Source organism: Phormidium sp. FACHB-1136 (genome assembly GCF_014697375.1).
Taxonomy (GTDB): Bacteria; Cyanobacteriota; Cyanobacteriia; order Phormidesmidales; family Phormidesmidaceae; genus Nodosilinea.
In genome coordinates, this window is the sequence record NZ_JACJRS010000035.1 from 15,125 (window position 1) to 35,122 (window position 19,998).

17 protein-coding genes are annotated in these 19,998 nt (G+C 58.2%); 12 read left to right on the forward strand and 5 right to left on the reverse strand.

Translation table 11 applies throughout. The features are described from left to right. Positions 1-10: 10 nt before the first annotated feature. The 3 genes from H6G62_RS12335 to H6G62_RS12345 form a co-directional block, all read right to left on the reverse strand. Positions 11-1,390: a glycosyltransferase gene (locus H6G62_RS12335; RefSeq protein WP_190495511.1), complete on the reverse strand. Its 1,380-nt coding sequence runs from the start codon at positions 1,388-1,390 to the stop codon at positions 11-13. A 147-nt stretch (positions 1,391-1,537) separates the two neighbouring features. Next, positions 1,538-3,835 carry a tyrosine-protein kinase domain-containing protein gene (locus H6G62_RS12340; RefSeq protein WP_190495513.1) on the reverse strand — a complete coding sequence of 766 codons (2,298 nt, stop codon included), beginning with the start codon at positions 3,833-3,835 and terminating at the stop codon, positions 1,538-1,540. Positions 3,836-3,864: 29 nt separating this feature from the next. Then, entirely contained in the window at positions 3,865-5,046 is a 1,182-nt protein-coding gene (locus H6G62_RS12345) for a polysaccharide biosynthesis/export family protein (RefSeq protein ID WP_190495515.1), read from the reverse strand. A gap of 289 nt (positions 5,047-5,335) precedes the next feature. On the opposite strand from H6G62_RS12345, the gene H6G62_RS12350 reads away from it, so the two are divergent. The 10 genes from H6G62_RS12350 to H6G62_RS12395 all read left to right on the forward strand — a co-directional run bounded on the left by H6G62_RS12350 (position 5,336) and on the right by H6G62_RS12395 (position 16,383). Then, entirely contained in the window at positions 5,336-6,166 is an 831-nt protein-coding gene (locus H6G62_RS12350) for an ABC transporter permease (RefSeq protein WP_190495517.1), read from the forward strand. A gap of 50 nt (positions 6,167-6,216) precedes the next feature. Beyond that, positions 6,217-7,590: an ABC transporter ATP-binding protein gene (locus H6G62_RS12355; protein WP_242051961.1), complete on the forward strand. Its 1,374-nt coding sequence runs from the start codon at positions 6,217-6,219 to the stop codon at positions 7,588-7,590. A gap of 38 nt (positions 7,591-7,628) precedes the next feature. Further along, the gene (locus tag H6G62_RS12360) at positions 7,629-8,660 is read left to right on the forward strand and encodes a polysaccharide pyruvyl transferase family protein (RefSeq protein WP_190495519.1); all 1,032 of its coding nucleotides are present in this window, start codon (positions 7,629-7,631) and stop codon (positions 8,658-8,660) included. Between the two features lie 53 nt (positions 8,661-8,713). Beyond that, entirely contained in the window at positions 8,714-9,991 is a 1,278-nt protein-coding gene (locus H6G62_RS12365) for a glycosyltransferase family 4 protein (RefSeq protein ID WP_190495521.1), read from the forward strand. Positions 9,992-10,017: 26 nt separating this feature from the next. Then, positions 10,018-10,824 (forward strand): glycosyltransferase, encoded by an 807-nt coding sequence (locus H6G62_RS12370; protein WP_190495523.1) that lies wholly within the window; start codon positions 10,018-10,020, stop codon positions 10,822-10,824. A gap of 172 nt (positions 10,825-10,996) precedes the next feature. Then, positions 10,997-11,971, forward strand: coding sequence for a glycosyl transferase (locus tag H6G62_RS12375; RefSeq protein WP_190495525.1), 975 nt, complete (start codon positions 10,997-10,999; stop codon positions 11,969-11,971). 75 nt (positions 11,972-12,046) lie between these two features. Beyond that, entirely contained in the window at positions 12,047-12,883 is an 837-nt protein-coding gene (locus H6G62_RS12380; protein ID WP_190495526.1) for a hypothetical protein, read from the forward strand. 58 nt (positions 12,884-12,941) lie between these two features. Continuing rightward, entirely contained in the window at positions 12,942-13,976 is a 1,035-nt protein-coding gene (locus H6G62_RS12385) for a glycosyltransferase family A protein (protein ID WP_190495528.1), read from the forward strand. Next, the gene (locus H6G62_RS12390; RefSeq protein ID WP_190495530.1) at positions 13,961-15,331 is read left to right on the forward strand and encodes a glycosyltransferase; all 1,371 of its coding nucleotides are present in this window, start codon (positions 13,961-13,963) and stop codon (positions 15,329-15,331) included. Before H6G62_RS12385 ends, H6G62_RS12390 begins: the two co-directional genes overlap by 16 nt. Further along, a complete protein-coding gene (locus tag H6G62_RS12395; protein WP_190495532.1) occupies positions 15,328-16,383 on the forward strand; it encodes a glycosyltransferase in 1,056 nt (351 codons plus the stop codon). The genes H6G62_RS12390 and H6G62_RS12395 overlap by 4 nt, the downstream gene beginning before the upstream one ends. A gap of 166 nt (positions 16,384-16,549) precedes the next feature. Here H6G62_RS12395 and H6G62_RS12400 read toward each other — a convergent pair whose 3' ends face one another. Continuing rightward, on the reverse strand, positions 16,550-17,398 hold the full coding sequence (locus H6G62_RS12400; protein ID WP_190495534.1) for an archaeosortase/exosortase family protein: 849 nt from the start codon (positions 17,396-17,398) through the stop codon (positions 16,550-16,552). A 4-nt stretch (positions 17,399-17,402) separates the two neighbouring features. After that, positions 17,403-18,287, reverse strand: a complete 885-nt coding sequence (locus H6G62_RS12405; protein ID WP_190495536.1) for an HpsJ family protein — start codon at positions 18,285-18,287, stop codon at positions 17,403-17,405. 148 nt (positions 18,288-18,435) lie between these two features. Between H6G62_RS12405 and H6G62_RS12410 the strand changes: the two genes are divergently transcribed. Both H6G62_RS12410 and H6G62_RS12415 read left to right on the forward strand, forming a co-directional pair. Then, positions 18,436-19,050, forward strand: a complete 615-nt coding sequence (locus H6G62_RS12410; protein WP_190495538.1) for a YdcF family protein — start codon at positions 18,436-18,438, stop codon at positions 19,048-19,050. Positions 19,051-19,137: 87 nt separating this feature from the next. After that, the gene (locus H6G62_RS12415; protein ID WP_190495540.1) at positions 19,138-19,929 is read left to right on the forward strand and encodes a DUF4114 domain-containing protein; all 792 of its coding nucleotides are present in this window, start codon (positions 19,138-19,140) and stop codon (positions 19,927-19,929) included. Positions 19,930-19,998: the final 69 nt, after the last annotated feature.

Consider the following 19,998-nt stretch of genomic DNA (forward strand, 5'->3'; position numbering starts at 1 on the left):
GGTTTGGGCGTTAGGGGGATGGAGAGGAAACCGCTTGGTCAAACACTCGGCATAGGGTTTGGGTCATGGTGCGGGCGGTGTAGGGCGCAAAGGCGTCCCACTGGGTGGGGGGCGGGGTGTGTTTTGGCTGGTCTAGTAAGGTTTTCAGGTGGGGAATCACTTGGGTCGCAAGGTGGGCTGGGTCGGTGGTTTCGTCAAAGGTGATGGCTTGGCCCGCTTGGGTTTGGTGCAGAATGTCTACGACGGAACTGGCTTGATGAAAAATGGCCAAAATTGGCTTTTTTGCCAACACGGCTGGGTAGAGCTTGGAGGCTGTGTATTGGGGGTCGGCGGAACCGATTAGGAGGATGACATCGCTGGCGGTGAGCAGCTTTTGGGCCTCAAAGTAGGGGATGCGTTGGGGATGCTCGGTCACCAGGTCATCGACGCCGCAGGCCGTGGCGATGGGCTGGATAGTTGGGGTGTCGCGTCCGGCGGGGGCGTAGCTGGTGCCGACGAAGTGAAGGTGGAGACGCTGGGGCAGGTTGGGGTCTTGGCATCGCAGTTGCTTTAGCCCCAAAAACAGGCCGCGCAACGCCAGGGCCATATCTGGCCCACCCCGACCCACGTACACCCAATGCTGGCGACCATCCTGGGGATCGAAGTGGGTCTGACGGAGGGGTAGGTGGGGCAAGCGATCAAAATCTGCCTCTGGGGCACCAAAGGGCAGCACCGTAAGCTGATCGGCCTGAAGCCAGGGATAGTGGCGCTGCAAGGTTTTGGGATAGGCGGGGGAGACCGAAATCACCTGGCTGACCTGCTGCATCACCCTGGGTTCCCAAAAGGTGGCGAGGGCCTTATCCAGGGCGTATTTGAGCCGTCCGCCAGGGCGGTGTTGTCCGGCAGGGGCCGTTTCTACGCGCCAGGGGTCTTGAAAATCCACCACAAAGGGAACGCCAAACCGCCGCCGCCAGTAAGGCCCTAAAATCATCACCGGAAAGATGGTGGTCGAAAAAAAGACCAAATCAAAGGATTGCTGCCCTAGAAGCTGATTTCCGGCCTGGGCCAGGTAGGGGAGACAACGCCAGCCCACATTCCCCAGGCCCACCAGCCGAGTTAGCCGCTTCGGCAGGGCATTTACGGTGTGGATCGCCAGGGATTCCGGCAACGCTTGCCACAGCAGATCATCCTGGGGGTGGGGCACTTCCCCTGGGTGGACGGTGAGGATTTCGGCCTCCCAGCCAAATTCGCTGAGGTAGGGCAAGGCAGTGCGAATGCGCTGGTGATCGGGCGCATTGATCGGCGGAAAGTGGGGGCTGACGATCAGCACTCGACGGGGCAAGGGCTGGGCATCAGAGGACGCCCGATACGGAGCTGGCGGTTCGGTCTGAGGGGAGGCGGCAAACGTCATGGGGAGATCCGGTGCGGCATGATTTCCATGGTGCGGGTCGGGTGTTTGCGATCACGTTTGCCCAACCATTTAGGCAAAACGTAGGGGCGAGGTTTTCTCGCCCATTTCGTGGATACCAGGGGCCAGTCGAACCATACCCGCAGGGGTCTACCCCGACCGGGCATAGAAATCCACGGCGTAGTTCTTCACCTGGTTCACCACTAGCCCCATAATGGGTACCCGCGCCACCTGCATTCGTTCTAGGGTGCGGTTCAGGGCATCGGCAATGCGGCGACGACCGAGGGAGGTCACCAGGAGAACGCCGTTGGTCTTCGAGGCCACCAGGCTGACATCGGCCAGACCCATCAGGGGCGGCATGGTGTAAACCACCAAGTCAAAGTTTTTCTCCATGCGGGCCATCAGCTCTTTCATGCGCGACGACGACAGTAACCGAGTCGGATCCATAGACGGGGTACCCGAACTGATGGCAAACAAATTCGACTCCCACGACAGCCGTTGGGTAATGTCGTTGAGGCTGGCCCGGTTGTTGATGTAGTCGCTCAGCCCCGGTTCGGCCTGGATGCCCAGCAGAGAACTCAGCCGAGTGCCTCCCCGGCGAAACTGGCCATCCACCAGCAGCACGCGCTTTTCCATGGCGGCGGCGGCCTGTACCAGGTGTACGGCCACGGTGGTCGATCCCTCACCGGGGAGGGCCGAGGTGACCACGAGGGATCGCAGGTCAAAGGGTTCTAGGTTAGCGTGCAAGGCCCGAAACGCCTCCAGAAAACCGTAGCTGTCGTATTCCATCAGCCAGCGGTCGGCGGGGGATGGCGAATCGGAGGACGGATCGGATTTCGCGGATTTTGCCGAGGCGGGAGCCTGGGCATCTGTCTCGGCCAAGTCTAACTGAGCCTGGTCAGCAGCCTTTTTCTCCAGCACATAGTCCTGCCAGTTGTTGAGTTTGGGGCTGATGATGCTCTTGAGCTGAGCTTTCAGGGCCTCTGCATCGGCGGCTAGGGAGGTGGCGGCGGTCTCTGGCCGCAGGTCTACCACATGGGCTTCGGGCTGGGCATCCATTAGTTCGGGGTACAGGGGAATCACCCCCAGAACGGGCAGGGGCACCTTCCTTTTGATGTCGTCGAGGGTGTAGTAGGTGTTGGCCAGCTTTTCGATCAGGTAGCCCAGGGCCAACCCTAGGATGGATCCCATGGCAAACCCCGTCATCAAGGCTTTGATCGGAGAGGTGCCCGGTTTACGGCGAGCGTCGGTGGGCGGGGTGATCAGTTCCCAGGGAATTTCGTTTTGGGAGGCCTGGATTTGTAGAATTTCCTTCGTTTCCTGGAAGCGGGTCAGGCTGTTGGAGGCCAGCAGTAGCTCCCGTTGCAGTTCTTGATAGTTGCGGGCCACCCCCGGCACCGCCTGAATCTGGCTGTTTAGGGCCGCTTCGGTGGCTGCCAAATCCTGATCACGGGCAGAGATAGCCGCCATGCTGCTCATAACCTGGGCAATCTGATCTTGAATCACCCGCTCGGCTTCTTCAAAGAGGAGGGGGGCCAGGTTTTCCTGCTGCCGCTGGATGAGCTGAATGGTGGGGCTGTTGGGGCCAAAGCGGGCCGACTCGATGGCGAGTTGTTGGCGCAGCACTTGGTATTCCTGGCGCAGGGTTTCGTAGGCCGCAGACTGGCGCAGGGTGGCCGAGGCGCTGGCCTGATCGAGGAGCGCGTTGTACTGGGACTCTAGGGCAATGTATTCATCCCGCAAGGCCTGTCGGGCACTGGTGATGCCTGAGGTGCGGTCGAACAGTTCGGCAGCGAAGTCGTCGGGTTCTAGGAACTGGTAGGTTTGTTGCAGGTTCTGGATCTGTTGCTGTAAACCGTTGACCTGCTCCTGAATGCGGGGAATGCGCTCATCCACAAAGGCGATGCCCTGCAACAGTTGCGACCGCTGGGAGTCCAGACTGTACTCCAGGTACCCCTGGGCAACAACCTCCAGCAGCGCCTTCACCCGATCCGGGTTGCTGTGGGTGTACTTTACCTCCAGAATTTTGGTTTCCCCTAGGCGATAGACCGAAAGCTTGCCAATCACGCCGCCATAACTCACGTCAGGATAGCGATCCGTCGCCTGCGCCAGAATCGGCTCAAGCACCTCGGGGCTGAGCAGCACCTCGATTTGGGTGGTGTAGTCTAACTCCTGTTTGGTGCCGCCCTGTTGGCTATCCGTTAGGCGGGAGAGATTTTTTTGATCCCTCACCGGCTCCACCAGCAGGCGAAAGCTGCTCTGATAGACGGGCACTACCTGGGCATTCTGAACCACCGAAATCGCTCCCATGGTCAATCCTAGGGTCAGCATCAGCCAGAGTTTGCGGCGCACCACGCCCAGCACCGTGCTCATCAGGCCAGAGTCGGTGCCAGACGTAGACGGTATCGGGAAGGGGTTTTGGGTCGTAACGTCTAGATCGTGAGTCATGGTAGATGGGGAGACACCCAGGGGTTGGCTTAGCGAAGCAGCAAAAACGGCAGGAACAGGTTAAACAGGGAAGACGCCCCACTCAGGGGTTGCAGTACCGTGCCGATGGAGTCGCTTAGGGAGGCTGACCAGTTGCGCCCCACCAAAATCACATCCCGGTCTTGCAGGAGGGGATTGGTTTCGTCGTTGATGGCGCTAGCGAAGTCTACGGGTAGGGTGCGCTGGGTCACGGTGCCATCGGGGTTGAGGCGTAGGAGCTGCACATCCACCCGTCGGGAGCGGTTGGTAAAGTTTCCGGCTAACAGCAGGGCTTCCGAGAGCGCGGTATCGGGGGGAACTTCCATCACCCCAGGGCTGGCAATTTCGCCCACCAGATTGACCCGAATCCTGCCCGACGAAAAGGTAGACCGAGCCATTTCCCGCGAGTCGGCAATGGCAATGGGGTCTGCCCTCGGCACCACAATCGTGTCGCCATCCCGCAGGGAAATATTCTGATTGCGGTCTCCCTGGGTCAGCACATCCCACAGGCTAACGGTGAGGGTTTCCTGTTGGCGATTGTTGGGGCTGACTCGGCGCACCTGAATCGAGCGTAGGTCGGTGTGCTGGGTAATGCCCCCCGCCGCATCCAACGCAATGGCGACGGTCGGTAGCTTGCCCTGATCCGGGGAGAGGGCATAGGTGCCGGGACGGGTGACTTCCCCAATCACTGCAATCCGCAGAGGGCTGATCTGAGACAGGGTAACGGTAATGCGGGGTGCCACCAGAATTTCGGCGGTGGTGTAGGCCTCGGTAATGGCCTGCTCCACTTCGGTCAGGGTTTTGCCCCAGGCCTCCACCCGCCCCAGCACGGGCAAGTTCAGCGATCCATCGGGCATGACCTGGAAGGTGCCGCTGTAGTCGGGCACATTGGCGACAATCATGTAAATGATGTCGCCCACCGTTAGGCGGTAGTCGTCGAGGGGATAGACGAGCGGGCCATCCAGTGCCGTCGGTTCCGTCGGTTCCAGGGGCCGTAGGGATGGCATCCGGTTCGGCAAGGTGTCGTCCGGGTAGAGGGGCTGACTCTGGGCGGTGGCTTCGCCCATGGTGAGGGCTTGGGCGGGAAGGGTGAAGCCGCAACAGACGATGAATGACCCCCATAGCGGTAGACCCCATCGACGTAGCGAGATTGGGTAGAAAGTTGAACCGTGGCAAGGCAGCATGGCGGTCATGGTGAGATCCCTGAACGTAGCGAGGTGGGGGTGGTGGGCAGTGCCCACCCTACGGTGAGCCGAATTTCTCACATCTGTTTTGCAGATTGGGCCTGTTTCTTTCTTCCTAGGGGGGGGACGGAATCCGCTTAAAGGTGAGGCTGAAACCTTGAGAATTATGGAACTTCCGTGGATCTGCGTAGGCAATTTTGCTGAGGAGTCAGGGTTTTTGAAGATGGACGGGAGCGTAGACGTGATCGCAATCATGCCCCCGCCACCGTAGGAACAGAGTCCTCTCAAGGCCCTTGCTATGCCCTACCCATCCGCCGAACTTGTGATCACCGCCGGACGCGCCCAGCGCCAGTACTGGCGAGATCTCTGGCGCTACCGGGAGCTGTTTTACTTTCTGGCCTGGCGCGATATTTTGGTGCGCTACAAGCAAACCGCCATCGGCATTATTTGGGCCTTGATTCGCCCCTTTTTAACCATGGTGGTGTTTACCGTGGTGTTTGGCAAAATTGCCCAGCTTCCCTCCGATGGGGTGCCCTACCCAATCCTGGTGTTTGCCGGAATGCTGCCCTGGCAGTTCTTTGCCAATGCCCTATCGGAATGCAGCAATAGCCTAATTTCTAACTCCAACCTGATTTCAAAGGTGTACTTTCCCCGCCTGGTCATCCCCACCAGTGCCGTCATTGTCAGCCTGGTGGATTTCTTCATCTCCGGCTTCATTCTGCTGGGGCTAATGGTGGCCTATCACTTTGTGCCCAGTTGGCGCATCATCACCCTGCCCTTCTTCATTGCCATTGCCTTCGCCGCCGCCATGGGAGTCGGGCTGTTGCTTGCCACCCTGAATGTCAAATATCGCGACTTCCGCTACGTGGTGCCCTTCATTTTGCAGTTTGGCCTCTATATTTCCCCGGTCGGCTTCAGTAGTGCCGTTGTTCCGGCCCAGTGGCGCTGGCTCTATTCCCTCAACCCCATGGCCGGAGTGATTGACGGCTTCCGCTGGGCCATCCTCGGCGGCGAATCTCAGCTCTACCTACCGGGCTTCCTGGTGTCGGTCGGCCTGGTGGTGTTCTTCCTCTGGTACGGCATTCGGTACTTCCGGGCCTACGAACGCACCTTTGCCGATGTGATTTAGCCGTGGATTTTGACTCTCCCAGCGCCATGATTTGAGGTTCTCCCAGGGTCATGATTCAAAGCTGGTGGGCAGTGCCCACCCTACAGATCCCCACTCCCCACTCCCCACTCCCCACTCCCCACTCCCCACTCCCCACTTCCCACTCCCCACTCCCCACTCCCCCCAAAATGACTCACCCCATCATCACCGCCGAAAGTCTCGGTAAATACTACAAACTCGGTCGCAGCCCCGAAAGGTATCAGTCCCTACGGGATACCCTGGCCAGTCAGTTGCGGCACATGCGGCGGGGGCTCACTCGGCGGCGACGGGTGGCCCCATCCTTGGAGGACGGCTTTTGGGCCTTGAATGATGTCAGCTTTTCGGTTAACCAGGGAGATCGCCTCGGCATTATTGGCCATAACGGGGCAGGAAAATCGACGTTACTAAAAATTCTCAGCCGCATTACCGAACCCACCACCGGACGCATTGGCCTCCGAGGTAGAGTCGCCAGTCTGCTAGAAGTGGGCACCGGATTCCATCCTGAATTGTCGGGGCGAGAAAATATCTTCCTGAACGGTGCAATTTTGGGCATGGGGAAGGTCGAAATTCATCGCAAGTTTGACGAAATTGTTGCCTTTGCAGAGGTGGAAAAGTTCTTAGATACCCCTGTTAAGCGGTATTCTTCGGGAATGTATGTGCGGTTAGCGTTTGCCGTTGCGGCCCATTTAGAACCGGAAATCTTGATTGTCGATGAGGTGCTTGCCGTGGGAGATACGGCCTTTCAAAAAAAATGCCTGGGCAAAATGGAAGCCGTCGGTAAAGAAGGTCGCACCGTCCTATTTGTTAGTCACAATATGGGGGTGATTCAGGCTCTGTGCAATCGCGGCATTGTCCTAAAAAAGGGTCAGGTTGTTCTGGATGACTCGGCCCAAAAAGCGGTCAGCACCTACCTCTCAAACCTAGAAACCGCTGTTTCCCAAGATTTGGCTGAGCGTCAAGATCGAAGGGGAATCGGAAACATCAGGCTACAGAAAATTGAAGCCTATACTGCCGACGAATATCAATCTTCCACCCTGGCCACTGGGCGTCCCGTGAGATTCATTTTTTCCCTGAACCGTCCGACGGCAGGGGTCTCCTGCATTTTCACCTTGTATGACCAATATGGCAATGCCGTGGTGAATTTCAATAGCTCAATCCACAGCCAAGCCGACCAAATTAAAGATAATTTGCACAACCAAATCGTTTGTGAGTGCGACACCTTAACCCTGATGCCCGGTCGTTATCGGATGAATGTGGCCATCTTCAAGGCCAAGGAACTCGAAGACTATCTAGAAGCCGCCGCCATGATTGATGTGAAAGATGGCGAGATTCAGGGTCGGCCTGTACTATCGGGCATTCAACCCGGTCATCTGGCCATTCCGCATCGCTGGTTAATGCCTGCCTAGTGTCATTTCTGAAGATCCAAACGAAAGAAAAATTAGCCATGAAAACATGTTTATACAGCCCTGGCTTGGCCGACCACCAGGGAAACCCCAGTGCCAACTTAGGAGACCTGATCATTCAGGAAGCGGTGGTTCGAGAAATCAACACCCTCTTCAATAGCCCAGAAATTCTGAAGCTACCCTCCCATATTTTTCCCAAACCAGACCATATTGCGGCGGCTCGTCACTGCCAGCTTGCTTTAGTGGGGGGCAGCAATTTGCTAGAGTCCCGCATGAATGAACATAAAAAATGGAAAGTGTCTCTGCGGCAGCAAATCTTTCTGGCCAAGCCCGTTCTGCTTGGGGTGGGTTGGCGGGTGTATCAAGACGCCCCCAATATCTATACCCGTTGCTTTTTACAGTTGGTGCTGTCAAAACGTTGGCAGCATTCCGTCAGGGATAGTTTTACCCTAAAGCAGCTCCAGGCGGCGGGAATTAAGAACGTTATCAACACGGGATGTCCCACCATGTGGCCATTGCTGGAGTTTGATCTGAGCCAGATTCCCTGTCAACGGGCCAACACAGCCCTGGTTATGATCACTGACTATGCCAAAGATCCTTTAGCGGATCGACAATTACTCGACCATTTAAGTCGTGAGTATCAACGGGTCATTGCATGGCCTCAGGGTGAGCAAGATCAAGCCTATCTCCGACAGCTCATGGCAGGGTTACCTAATAATTTTGAACTGCTTGAACACTCGTTCGAGGCATTCCAGTCTCTCCTACGATCTGACCGCCAGTTTGACTATATTGGGACTCGTCTCCATGGAGGGATTAAATGTTTGCTGTCTGGACGACGTTCCTTAGTGATCGAAATTGACAATCGCGCCAGGGAAATTGCCAAAGATACTGGTTTAACCACCCTTGAACGGGGTGACTTTGCAGGGTTATCGCGATGGATTAAGGGCTCTCCTATCCCTCAGATCACCTTACCAAAAGACAATATTTTAGCTTGGCGGGCTCAGTTCAAACAACTCCCCAGCCCCCGTACCATCCTAGAAACGGACAATCTAGGTCAGGTGGCCCAAGCTTAAGAAATGTCATCGGTCAGGGTATTTCTCACGACACCCAGACGGGTGCCAACCCCATGAAAATTGCCTTTGTTAGTTACGAATATCCCCCCGATACAGCCGTTGGGGGCATTGCCACCTACACCCTGCAAATCGCCCAGCTCATGCAGCAGCGAGGCCATCAGGTGGAGGTATTTACGGGCAGTAACCATCGGCAAGGAGCCGTTTTAGAGCACAACATTCTGGTGCATCGCGTACGTTGCCAAAACCGGGCTGCCTTTGTGGCCGCCGTGGCCCCGGTGTTTGCGGAACGCCATCGAGAGGCCCAGTTTGAGGTGGTCGAAAGTCCTGAAATTGGGGCCGAATCCCAGGGCATTACGGCGTTGGTGCCGGAGGTGCCCCTGGTGGTGAAACTCCACACGCCCACCTATTTAATTCGGCAGGTGAATTACCTGCCGCCCACTGTGGGAATGCAGATGCGGCGAGTGGGGGGGGCCTTGCGACGGGGGCAGGTGCCCTCGCTGTTGTCGAGGCCCGACTATGATCCAGAAACCGACCCAGAACGGGCACAAACCCTCAAGGCCGATCTCATTACCACGCCCTCCCAGGCGTTGGGCCAAGCCTTGACACAGACCTGGCAGCTTGACCCCGACCGCATTCGCGTGGTGCCCAACCCCTACCTGCCAACCCCGGATCTGCTGGATATTCCCGTGGACACCCAGACGAATCGAGTCACCTTTATCGGTCGTCTGGAGGTGCGTAAGGGGGTGTTAGAACTGGCGGTGGCCATCCCCCAAATTCTGCGCCATCATCCCAAGACGCAGTTTCGCTTTGTCGGTGCGGCTTGGCCTTCTCCGGTGCCCGGTTTAGATATGGAGCAGTATCTTCTCCAGCGGCTCCATCGCCATCGGGGGCAGCTTGAATTTACCGGGGCCGTCCCCCTGACCGCGATTCCCCCATTGCTGGCCGAAACCGATATCTGCGTCTTTCCGAGCCGCTGGGAAAACTTTCCTGGGGTGTGCCTAGAGGCGATGGCCGCCGCCCGTGGCATTGTCGGCAGCACCGCCGGGGGCATGGTGGAAATGCTGGATCACGGGGCTGTAGGGCGGTTGGTCAACCCCCAAAACCCCCAGGCCATTGCGGCGGCGATGGGCGAGTTGTTGCACGATCCTACCCTGCGTATGCGCCTTGGCCACGCCGCCCGTGAACGCATCCTCACCCGCTACAACCTAGCCACGATTGGGCAACTACAGGAACAAATCTACCGCGAGGCCATAGAGCGCCATCCCCAACGGCAGGGCCACAAGACAGACATTCCCGCAGGCGTGATCGCAAACGTTCCCACCCCACACTGAAGCTAAGGTTTTTAGGGCTTCTCCCCATGTCGCCTCCCCTCACCGTCATCATCTGCACCCACAACCCCCGTCAGGATTACCTCATCAGGGTGATCGCCGCGCTTCAGCAGCAAACCCTGGCCCCCACCGCCTGGAACCTACTGCTGATCGACAACGCCAGCAATCAACCTGTGGAATCGTGGCTGACGCTAGACTGGCACCCCCAGGCGCGGATGGTCGTCGAAACCACCCTGGGGCTAACCGCCGCCCGACAGCGGGCCTTTCGCGAAACCCAAACCCCCACCATGGTGTTTGTGGATGACGATAATGTGCTGTCGCTCGACTATCTGGAGCAGGTGATCGCCCTTCTGGATCGCTATCCCCAGGTGGGGGCCATGGGCGGTAAATGCCTGCCTGAGTTCGAGCGGCCTCCCGCCGAGTGGTTTCAGGCAATTCAGATTCCCATGGGGCTGTTAGAGACCGATGCTCGGCACCTGGCCCTAGGACGCACGGGGGCCAGCCTCACCTCCGGCGAAGACAACGACATGATGTTGACCCTGCTGGAACAGGGCTGGGCCGTGGGCTACTTTCCCCAGCTCAGCCTGCTACACCTGATTGCCGCCCGTCGCCTGGAGGCCGATTATCTGCGGCGGATGAATCGGGCCTCCTGCCGTTCCTGGGTGCAGGTGTTGGATCTCCACGACCTGCGCCCCTGGCCCAAAATTCCGGCCTGGACGTTGCCCCTACGACAGTTGAAAAGCTATCTGGCCCTGCGACCCTGGACGGGAACCGCTGCCGCCATTCGCTGGCAGGGAGCCTGTGGTCTGCTGGAGGGCCAAGCCCGACTGTCCTAGGGGGCGAGGTTGGGACGGGTAGACCTCGCCTGTCTTCCTGTCAATGTCACTGGATCAAGGCTGGTGGGCAGTGCCCACCCTACTCCTACGGCTATGGCTGGTGGGCAGTGCCCACCCTACGGCTGGTCGTTGTGATTCCCTGTTTGGCTCGATCCCTCATCGGACTTTTACTATGACGCTCTCACCATCCTCTTCTCCTGTACAAACCCTGGGTCGCCACCTGGGATTGGGCAAACTGATCTACAGGCTGGTTTACGCCCCGCGAGGGTTTGTTAAAACCACCTGGCAACGCGGCCCCCTAAACCGTTACCTGAGCTATCGCGGCAGGCAGCAGATGGAAGCCGCCGTCAGCCAGCTCCAGCCGTTGGTCATGGTGGCCGACTGCCCCACCTACGACCTCTATTTCATGACCGGGAGCAAATATTGGTACCAGACCTGCTTTTGCGCCTACTCCATGCAGCGGCATTCCCCGGTGAACCTGCGTCCGGTCATCTACGATGATGGGTCGCTACAGCCGGAACAAAAGGTTGAGATTCTGCGCCTCTTTCCCAACGCAGACCTTGTTTCTCTGGATCGGGTCGAGGCTCGTTTAGACCAGGTGCTCCCCGCCGAAACATTTCCCTGTTTGCGATCTCACCGCCTCAAACAACCCCTGATTCGTAAACTGATTGACTTCCATGCCGGGGAAACCGGATGGAAACTTTTCCTCGACTCCGACATGCTGTTCTTCCAGACGCCCCATTTTTTGCTGGATTGGCTGGCCCATCCCCAAAAACCTTGCTACATGGTGGATGTGAAAAACGCCTACGGCTACTCCGAAGCTCTTTTACAAAAACTGGCCCCAGGCCCACTACCGCAAAAAGTGAACATTGGCATTTTTGGCTTACAGAGTGAGGCCATGGACTGGCACCAGATTGAAGCCTGGTTGCAGACCTTTCTCGAACAGGAAGGTGCCCACTACAACGTGACCCAGGGGTTGAGCTGTCTGTATCTGTCTGGAAAGGAATGCGCGATTGCCCCTCAATCCGACTACCTGCTGTTGCCAGATCGTCAAGAATCCCAGCATCCTCAATCGGTGATGCACCACTATGTAGCGGAATCCAAACCCTGGTATTTCCGCTACGGCTGGCGACACATCATTCCATAGTTTGCTAATACCTATTTAGCCAAATTTAGCTCCAGATTCTATTCATTCTTTCGCGCCAAAATGGAAGACCCCATCATGCCAACACCCATCCATTACTCCACCAGTGAGGCCAGCCCAACACGGGGTTTTGTCTACGTTGCCACCGGAAAAAAGTACGTTGACGAAGCGGCCCTATCGGCTGAATCCCTACGCCGATTCCATCCAGAACCGATATGTCTGATCACCAATGCCTCAACGGATCATACCGTCTTTGATCAGGTCATCATTCAAGACCATCTGCCTAACACTGTCGCCTCAAAATTAGCGATGGATGCCTGCCCCTACGACCGTTTTGTTTTTCTGGATAGCGATACCTACATTGTTGCGCCCTTAGACGAACTGTTTCAACTCCTGGATGTTTTTGATATTGGTGTTCCTCCAGCCCTAGGAGGCTTCCATTACGATCTCCCCGGTGTTTCTCCAGCCTTTAGAGAACCGATGACGAATGTCATCGCCATGCGTCGTAGTCCTGCTTTGATGAACTTCTTTGAGAAATGGCGGCAGTATTTTTCGGAATACGAATCGATCATGGGGCGAGAGTGGGATCAGCGCAGCTTTCGCCATGCCGCCTATGAAACGGAACAGCTCAGAATTACCTTTTTGGGGGATGAATGGAGCTTGTCTCCCTATCCCGGTGGTCTGCTCTGTCGCGATGTGAGGATTTTTCACGGTCGGCCCAGGGAACTGCTCTATGAAATGGAAAAAATGGTGAATGGGCGTTTAGGCTATCGCGTGTTTTGGAGGGGCTTTGGCTGTATTTATGAGCCTTACAAAATGCAGCCCATCGAGCATTTGCAAGTTCTGGCGAGATCCCTCGTACAAAGCACCAAAGCCTCCCTAAGACCCTTGAGAAGGGCCATGGCTAGTCGGTAACCCACAGAGAAGCATGTTACGGCTGAACGTCACAATCGCTGTCTAACTCTACAGGCCTATGCAACCGCTGGTTTCTGTTCTCATTCCCTGCCACAACGCCGCCCCCTGGCTGGCCGAGACCCTGGAATCGGCCCTGGCCCAAACCTGGCCCAACCTGGAGGTGATTCTGGTGGACGATGGCTCCACCGATGACAGCCTCACCGTCGCCCATCGGTTTAAGCAGCCAAATCTGCGGATTATCGCCCAGGCAAACCAGGGGGCCGCCGCCGCCCGCAACCGAGCCTTGGAGTCGGCCCAGGGAGAGGTGATTCAGTTTTTGGATGCCGACGACCTCCTGGCCCCGGACAAAATCGAGCGGCAGATGGCCCTAATTCAGGATCATCCCGATGGTCTAATTTCTGGGGCCTGGGCCAGGTTTCGGAATCAGCCCCAGGAGGCCACCTTCACCCCCGAACCCCTCTGGCAGGACATGGCCCCCGTGGATTGGCTGGTCTGCGCCTGGTCGGGCCATTGGATGATGCACCCCGCCGCCTGGCTGGTGCCTCGATCCCTCATTCAGGCCGCTGGCCCCTGGAACGAGGCCCTTTCCCTGAACGACGATGGGGAATACTTTGCCCGCGTCATCCTCGCCAGTCAGGGGGTACGGTTTTGCCAAGAAGCCCGCAGCTACTACCGATCCGGCCATGCCGTCAGCCTCAGTGGCCGCAAGACCCCGGAAGCCTGGGCCTCTCAATATCGGGTGTTGTCTTTGCAGAGCCGATACTTGCTCACCGCTGAGGATAGCCCCCGCACCCGCCAGGTTTGCGCCAACCTGATGCAGCGCTTCATTTACGAAGTGTTCCCCGATGTGCCCTCCCTGCGGAACCTGGCTGCCAAGCAGGTGCGCCGTTGGGGCGGGGCCACCGAAAAGCCCATGGGTGGCCCCCTGTTTCAGATGGCAGCCAGGATCGTGGGGTGGCAAGCGGCCCGCCATGCCCAGCTCTTTGTCAACCAGTGGGGCTACCGTCGGCTACCCCTAGGGCGGATGCTGCCCGCCGCCGATGCCGACGCCCCCCCTCTGCAAGAGGAGCAGCCCCAATGGCAAGGATCCTGATTGTAATTGGTGGCCATCTCTGCACCGCCCCCCGCCCCCAAAAGGAAGCCACCGCCCTGGCCGCCGCAGGCCATGAGGTGAGGGTAGCGGGCCTCTGGTTTGACGAAACCCTGGCCCAGCGAGACCGGGCGCTGTTGGCCCACCAATCCTGGACCTTTGACCCGGTTGTAGACTTTCGGCCCGGACAAGCCAGCCGCTTCGGCGTTCGTCTTCAGGCCAAAACGGCGCGAAAACTCTACCAGGGGTTGGGCCTCCACCATCCGGCCCTGCTGGGCTATGGTGCCCCTCGCCTGCTTCAGGTCGCCCAGGCCCACCGCGCCGATCTCACCATCGTCCACTCCGAGGCGGGGCTATGGGTGGGCCAACAACTCCTAAAGCAGGGCTATGCCGTGGGGGTCGATTTTGAGGATTGGTTTTCGCAAGATCTGTTACCTGCGGCCCATCACCAGCGGCCCATCCAGTGGATCGCCGAGCTAGAAGCCCTTCTGTTGCAGCACTGCCGCTATCGACTAACCACCTCCCAGGCCATGGCGGCGGCAATGGCGAACCATTATCAGGTCACACCGCCGACGGTGGTTTACAACGTCTTCCCCAAGTCGGCCCCCCCCTCAGAGAACTCGTCCTCAGCAACGTGTCCAACGCAGACTTCAGACCCATCTCCAGAGAAGTCCCCAGAGAATCCCCCAGCTAGGAGAACGGATGAAGCCGTGCGGCTGCACTGGTTTTCTCAAACCATTGGCCCAGGCCGAGGGCTAGAGCTTTTGTTTGCCGCCCTCTCCCGGCTCACGGTAAGCGTCGAGGTACATCTGCGGGGCCACTGCTCTCCCCAAAACCAGAGCTGGCTGGCCCAGCACATCCCCCTCGGCTGGGCCAATCAGGTTCATATTCATCCCACCGTACCCAACAACGAACTGCCCGCCCGCATTGCCGAAAACGACATCGGCCTCGCCCTAGAGCAAACCAGCCCCCCCAGCCGCAACCTGACAATCACCAACAAGCTGTTTCAGTACCTTCAGGCGGGGTTAGCCGTCATCGCCACCGACACCGCAGGGCAGCGGGAGGTCTTCCAGCGGTTCCCGGCTATCGGTCAGATTGTGGAGGCTCAGGATGCCACCGCCCTCGCCGCCGCCATCGAAGCCCTCGTCTGCCATCCCGCCCAACTGAGAGCCGCCCAAGCCGCCGCCCGCCAAGCCGCCGAAACCCAGTTTTGTTGGGAACTCGAAGGCCAAACGCTGGTAGCCGCCGCTGAAATGGCCCTGTCTGAGGTTCTAGATGGTGGGCAGTGTCCACCCTACAGCGCAATCAAGAATCCGAATTACAGGCGCTTTCACCTATCTCTATCCAATCAGCCATGAAAATTCTTCTCACCGCCGACCCCGAATTGCCCGTACCCCCCACCCTCTATGGGGGCATTGAACGCATCATTGATTTGCTCATCGAGGGCTTGCGGCGACGGGGCCACGAGGTGGGCTTGGTGGCCCATCGCGACTCCACCTGTGCCGTGGATGCCTTCTATCCCTGGCCGGGGCTGAGTTCTCAGTCGGCCTGGGATACGGTGCGCAATACGGCCACGCTGTTGGGGGCGGTGCGGCAATTTCAGCCGGAGGTGCTGCATAGCTTTTCGCGGTTGCAGTATTTGTTGCCGCTGCTGGCGATGGATTTGCCCAAGGTGATGTCTTACCAGCGCAAACCCACCGAACGCACCGTGCGCTGGGCCGCAAAACTGGCGGGGGACAGCCTCACCTTCACCGGATGCAGCGAACACATCTGCCGTCAGGGACGAGTCGCAGGTGGCACCTGGTACCCCATCCACAACTGCGTGACGCTGGAAAAATTCACCTTTCAGCCCCAGGTTGAGGCCGATGCACCGCTGGTCTTTCTCAGTCGGTTAGAGGCCATTAAGGGGGCACACAACGCCATTGCCGCCGCCAAAGGGGCGAACCGTCGGCTGATTATTGCGGGCAACCAGGTCGATTCTCCAGAGGGCGTGGCCTACTGGCAAACCCAGATTGCGCCCCACCTCGGCCAAGACGGCATTGAGTACGTTGGCCCGGTGGATGATCGGCAGAAAAACGAACTCTTGGGCCAAGCCGCCGCCATGATCGTCCCCATCGAGTGGGATGAACCCTTCGGTATTGTGTTTGCAGAAGCCTTGGCCTGCGGCACTCCGGTCATTTCTACTCCACGCGGATCGCTCCCCGCAATTGTCCGCCCTGGGGTGGATGGCTTTTTGGTGAACTCCGTTGACGAGGCCGTGGAGGCGATCCGGCAACTGCCATCCATCCAGCGGCACCACTGCCGTCAGCGGGCCGAGGCCCATTTTTCCGCCGAGACCATTGTGGATCAGTACGAGCGGCTCTACCACCAGCAGGTGGGTGCCGTCTTGGCTGAAGCGGCCCTGGTTTAAGGGCGGTTGTCGGTTCCCTGAGGGGGCGTTGGGTGCCGAATCCGCATCCCGTGCCCCCGTTTCCCAATTCGTCCAAACTCCGGCAGGGCGAGGAGACCTCGCCCCTACCGCATTGGGGTAATGTAGGGGGCAGGTCTCCTGACCTTTGATTGCCAGTGAAGGCGTTTTACCCGTTGTTGTGGGTCGCCAATCGTCCATCTTTGCCAAGGGCGCTGTAGCTGAGGATGGCCAAGGCGAGGAGGGTGAACAGTTGCCCCCCGCTCGACCCATGCCAGAACTGAAAGAGGGCTTCATTACCCACCACCGCTGCCATAATGGCGACGCGCACGGTGCTGAGTAGGGCCGCAATCGCCACCGACCCCAGGATCAGCCCCCTTATCTTGGCCCAGGCTGTCACCACGGCGAGCAGCACTGAAACCTGTAGGAGTAGTCCCAGCAGGGCGGCCCCGGTGCAGGCAAACTCCACCTCCACGGTGCCGCTAGGGAGTTGGATGAAAGTCCCCTGCTGCGCTACATCGAAGCCCAAAAAATGTAAGCCAAAGGCCGCTGCTGCCGCCGTCGCCACCCGGAGCGGCCTATCCAGAACCGTTTCTAACACGAGCGGCAACGTCCTGGGGGGCACCGAAAGCGCGACGACTAAGGCCCAAACCTTCCAGCCGTGGCCGCTTTGCCCCTGGCGTACCACCAGCGACCACCCCGCAAAGGCCAACAACGGAAACAGCCTGACAAAGGCCGATTCCGTTGCGGTGATCGGTAAGGACTTCAGGCAAAGGAGGGCTAGCAGTGCAAGGCCCAATATCCGAGCGAGGGGAGATCGCGCCCACCGTAGCGGGCCAGCCTGACGGCCTTGGTCTACGATGGCTCCCCAAAACAACAGGCTCAACACCACCTGATCGGCATTGCCCGTGACCCCGACGATTAAAGCAATATGCCAACCCACTAGGCCCAGGCCCAGGAGAGCGATTCTTGAAGACAGGGGAATGCGTAGGAGGGAGAAGGACTGATCGGTCATCATCGCCTTACCGAATGCGGTGCTTCATGCGTTTGGGTTTGCGCCCCACCATGCGCCCTACCCTGTGGCCAAAGGCGGTTGCGGGGTTGATCTGGGGGTCACTGGCGTTGGCCTTGAGGGTGCCCTTGCCGCGCCTTGCCCAACGACTCACCAGCCAGGCATAGAGGAACAAAAAGCTGCCTAGGAAGCTTCCAGCAATCAGCTTCAGGCTGTTTTTAATCAGGTTTTGCTTCACATTGGCACGGGCCTGGTTAGCCTGGGCGGTTGCCTGTTCTCTCGCTTGGTTGAGGTTGTCCAAAATTTGGGCGCGGGCATCTTCAGGGCTGGCGGGGGCGTTGGGCAGTTGGCCCTGGGCATCGGGGGTGGGTACCAGGCTTTGCAACTGTTGAGGGGTCGCTTGTTCGAGTTGGGTACGGGTCGATTCAATCTGCTGGCGCTGCTGATTCACCTGGGTACTGATTTGCTCGTTGTTGAAGCGGTGAATCCGCAGGGTATTGGCGGCGGTGAGGGGAATGAGCAGAAACAACGTGATGCTGAAGATCAGCGTTAACCAGGACAGAAACTTGAGGATAGGCCATTCTATATCCTGCCGTTCGACGTTATCGCCCCAAAACACCAGCACCAGGGCCAACAGGGGAACCGGAACCAGTTTGACTAAATCACCCGCAAACTGATACTCCCACACCGGATCCATGAAGTCGGCAGGAATCAGCACATACAGAAAATCGATCAACGACAACAGCAGCAGGCCATAGCCCACCACCCTCACCAGCCGCAGGAGATGTCCCATTGTGATGGTCTGGCTGACGGTATCCGATGGATTAGGGATAGGGGAGTCTTCGTAGATCGGCGGATCGGCCCGAAACGAATTCACTCTCGAAGAAGAAGCCATAAACATGCCCTCATAACCGATAAGAGCACCCTAACCACGGCCTGTGTGCGTTCTGGTTTGCGTTGTTGGGGTCAAAGCGCAAATGGGATCGCAATCATGCCCCCGGCACAGTAGAGACAGGCTTGGTTTGTTGTTATGGAAATTTGGCATGTTTGCATCCGGCCACCCTACCCCTCATCAGAGAAGTCTTCGGAGTCGTCGCTGGCGGCCATTTCTGCGACGAGTCGTGCTGGGCGGCCTGGGGGTATTGCTCCTGTATGGGCCGATCAACCTGGCCTTGGCCCAGGCGCTCTGGCCCACACCCGACGGCATTTTGGTCTTGGGTGGGCATCCTCATCGAGAAGCTACTGCCGCCCGATGGGCCAGGTTGCACCCCAGCTTACGGGTGTGGTCATCCTCCGGCTTGGGGCCAGATCAGGCCTATCCGATTTTTGACGCCCTGGGGGTGAGCCGTGATCGCGTCACCCTTGATTACCAGGCCGTTGATACGGTCACCAACTTCACCACCTTGGTGAAAGCGTTCAAGTCGCAGCACGTGCATCACCTCTACCTAGTCACCTCCGATTACCACATGCCCCGCGCCCGCGCCATTGCCACCGTCATCCTCGGTAGCCACCGCATCGCCTTTACCCCCGTCATAGCCCCCTCCATGGAGCCCGCCGAATCGCCCCTCCGCATCTGCCGCGATGTCCTGCGATCCTGGCTTTGGCTCACCACGGGCTGGAGCGGTGCCAGTTTAGGCGCAGGTTTTAGGGATGTTTAGCCCCAGGGGCGGCTTCAAATCGCCATAAATGAAGGCTGGTGGGCGGTGCCCACCCTACAGCTACTCCCATCACCCCATCACCCAACCATGACTCTATCCGTCGGCCCTGTCCAAAGCTACGTACCCGGTTCTACCTGGTTTGACCTCACTAAATATTCCAACTTAGGTACCCAGGAGCGGGTTTCCATTAACCTTGCAGACAGCAATCTCTGGCTGATCGACAGCAGCGATCTGTATCTGCCCTACAACTACGCTCCCCGCATTGCCTTTATTAATGAAGGGGCGGGCTATCAGTCTCCGGTTTCGATGACGGCGGCTGGATCTACCACGGGCGAAGTTACCGTATTTGCTAACCTATCGGGCACCAATAGCATTTTGCCCAGCCGCAATGCGCCTTTGCAGATCGGCGACTGGGTGCAGCTTTCCGAAATTCAGGCCGGAACTCAGCTCAACTTTGCGGTCACCCCCAATGGTGCGGTCAGTTCCGGGAGAGCGCCTTTGAGCACAGACTACACCCTGAATCCTACCGACCCTTACAATCCCAACAGTCCGGTTTTCTGGACAGCTTACGCCGATCCCAAAGCGACCAGACCCCTGATTTTGCTGGGCTATGAAGATATCGCTGGTCGAGGCAGCGACAACGACTTTAACGACGGCATTATCGCCATTGATGTTGGGGTAGACAACTTTAGAGCGATTTTTACCACGGCCAACCTAGGTCAAGACCCTCGCATTAACTTAAGGGATGCCCAAACCCAGGCCGTCCCCTTTGAAATGCACAGTGCCGCTGGCCTGTTGGTGATTGGGGCGATAGTGCTCGGTCGGCGCTGGGGCTGGGGGCGGTTTTGGAAAACAAAGTTTTGGAAAACAAAAAACTAGGCCACGAATGCAAACTCAAACGCAGACGGCCCCCCTTTAGCGTTGACCCATAGGCTTATTTCCCCGTCC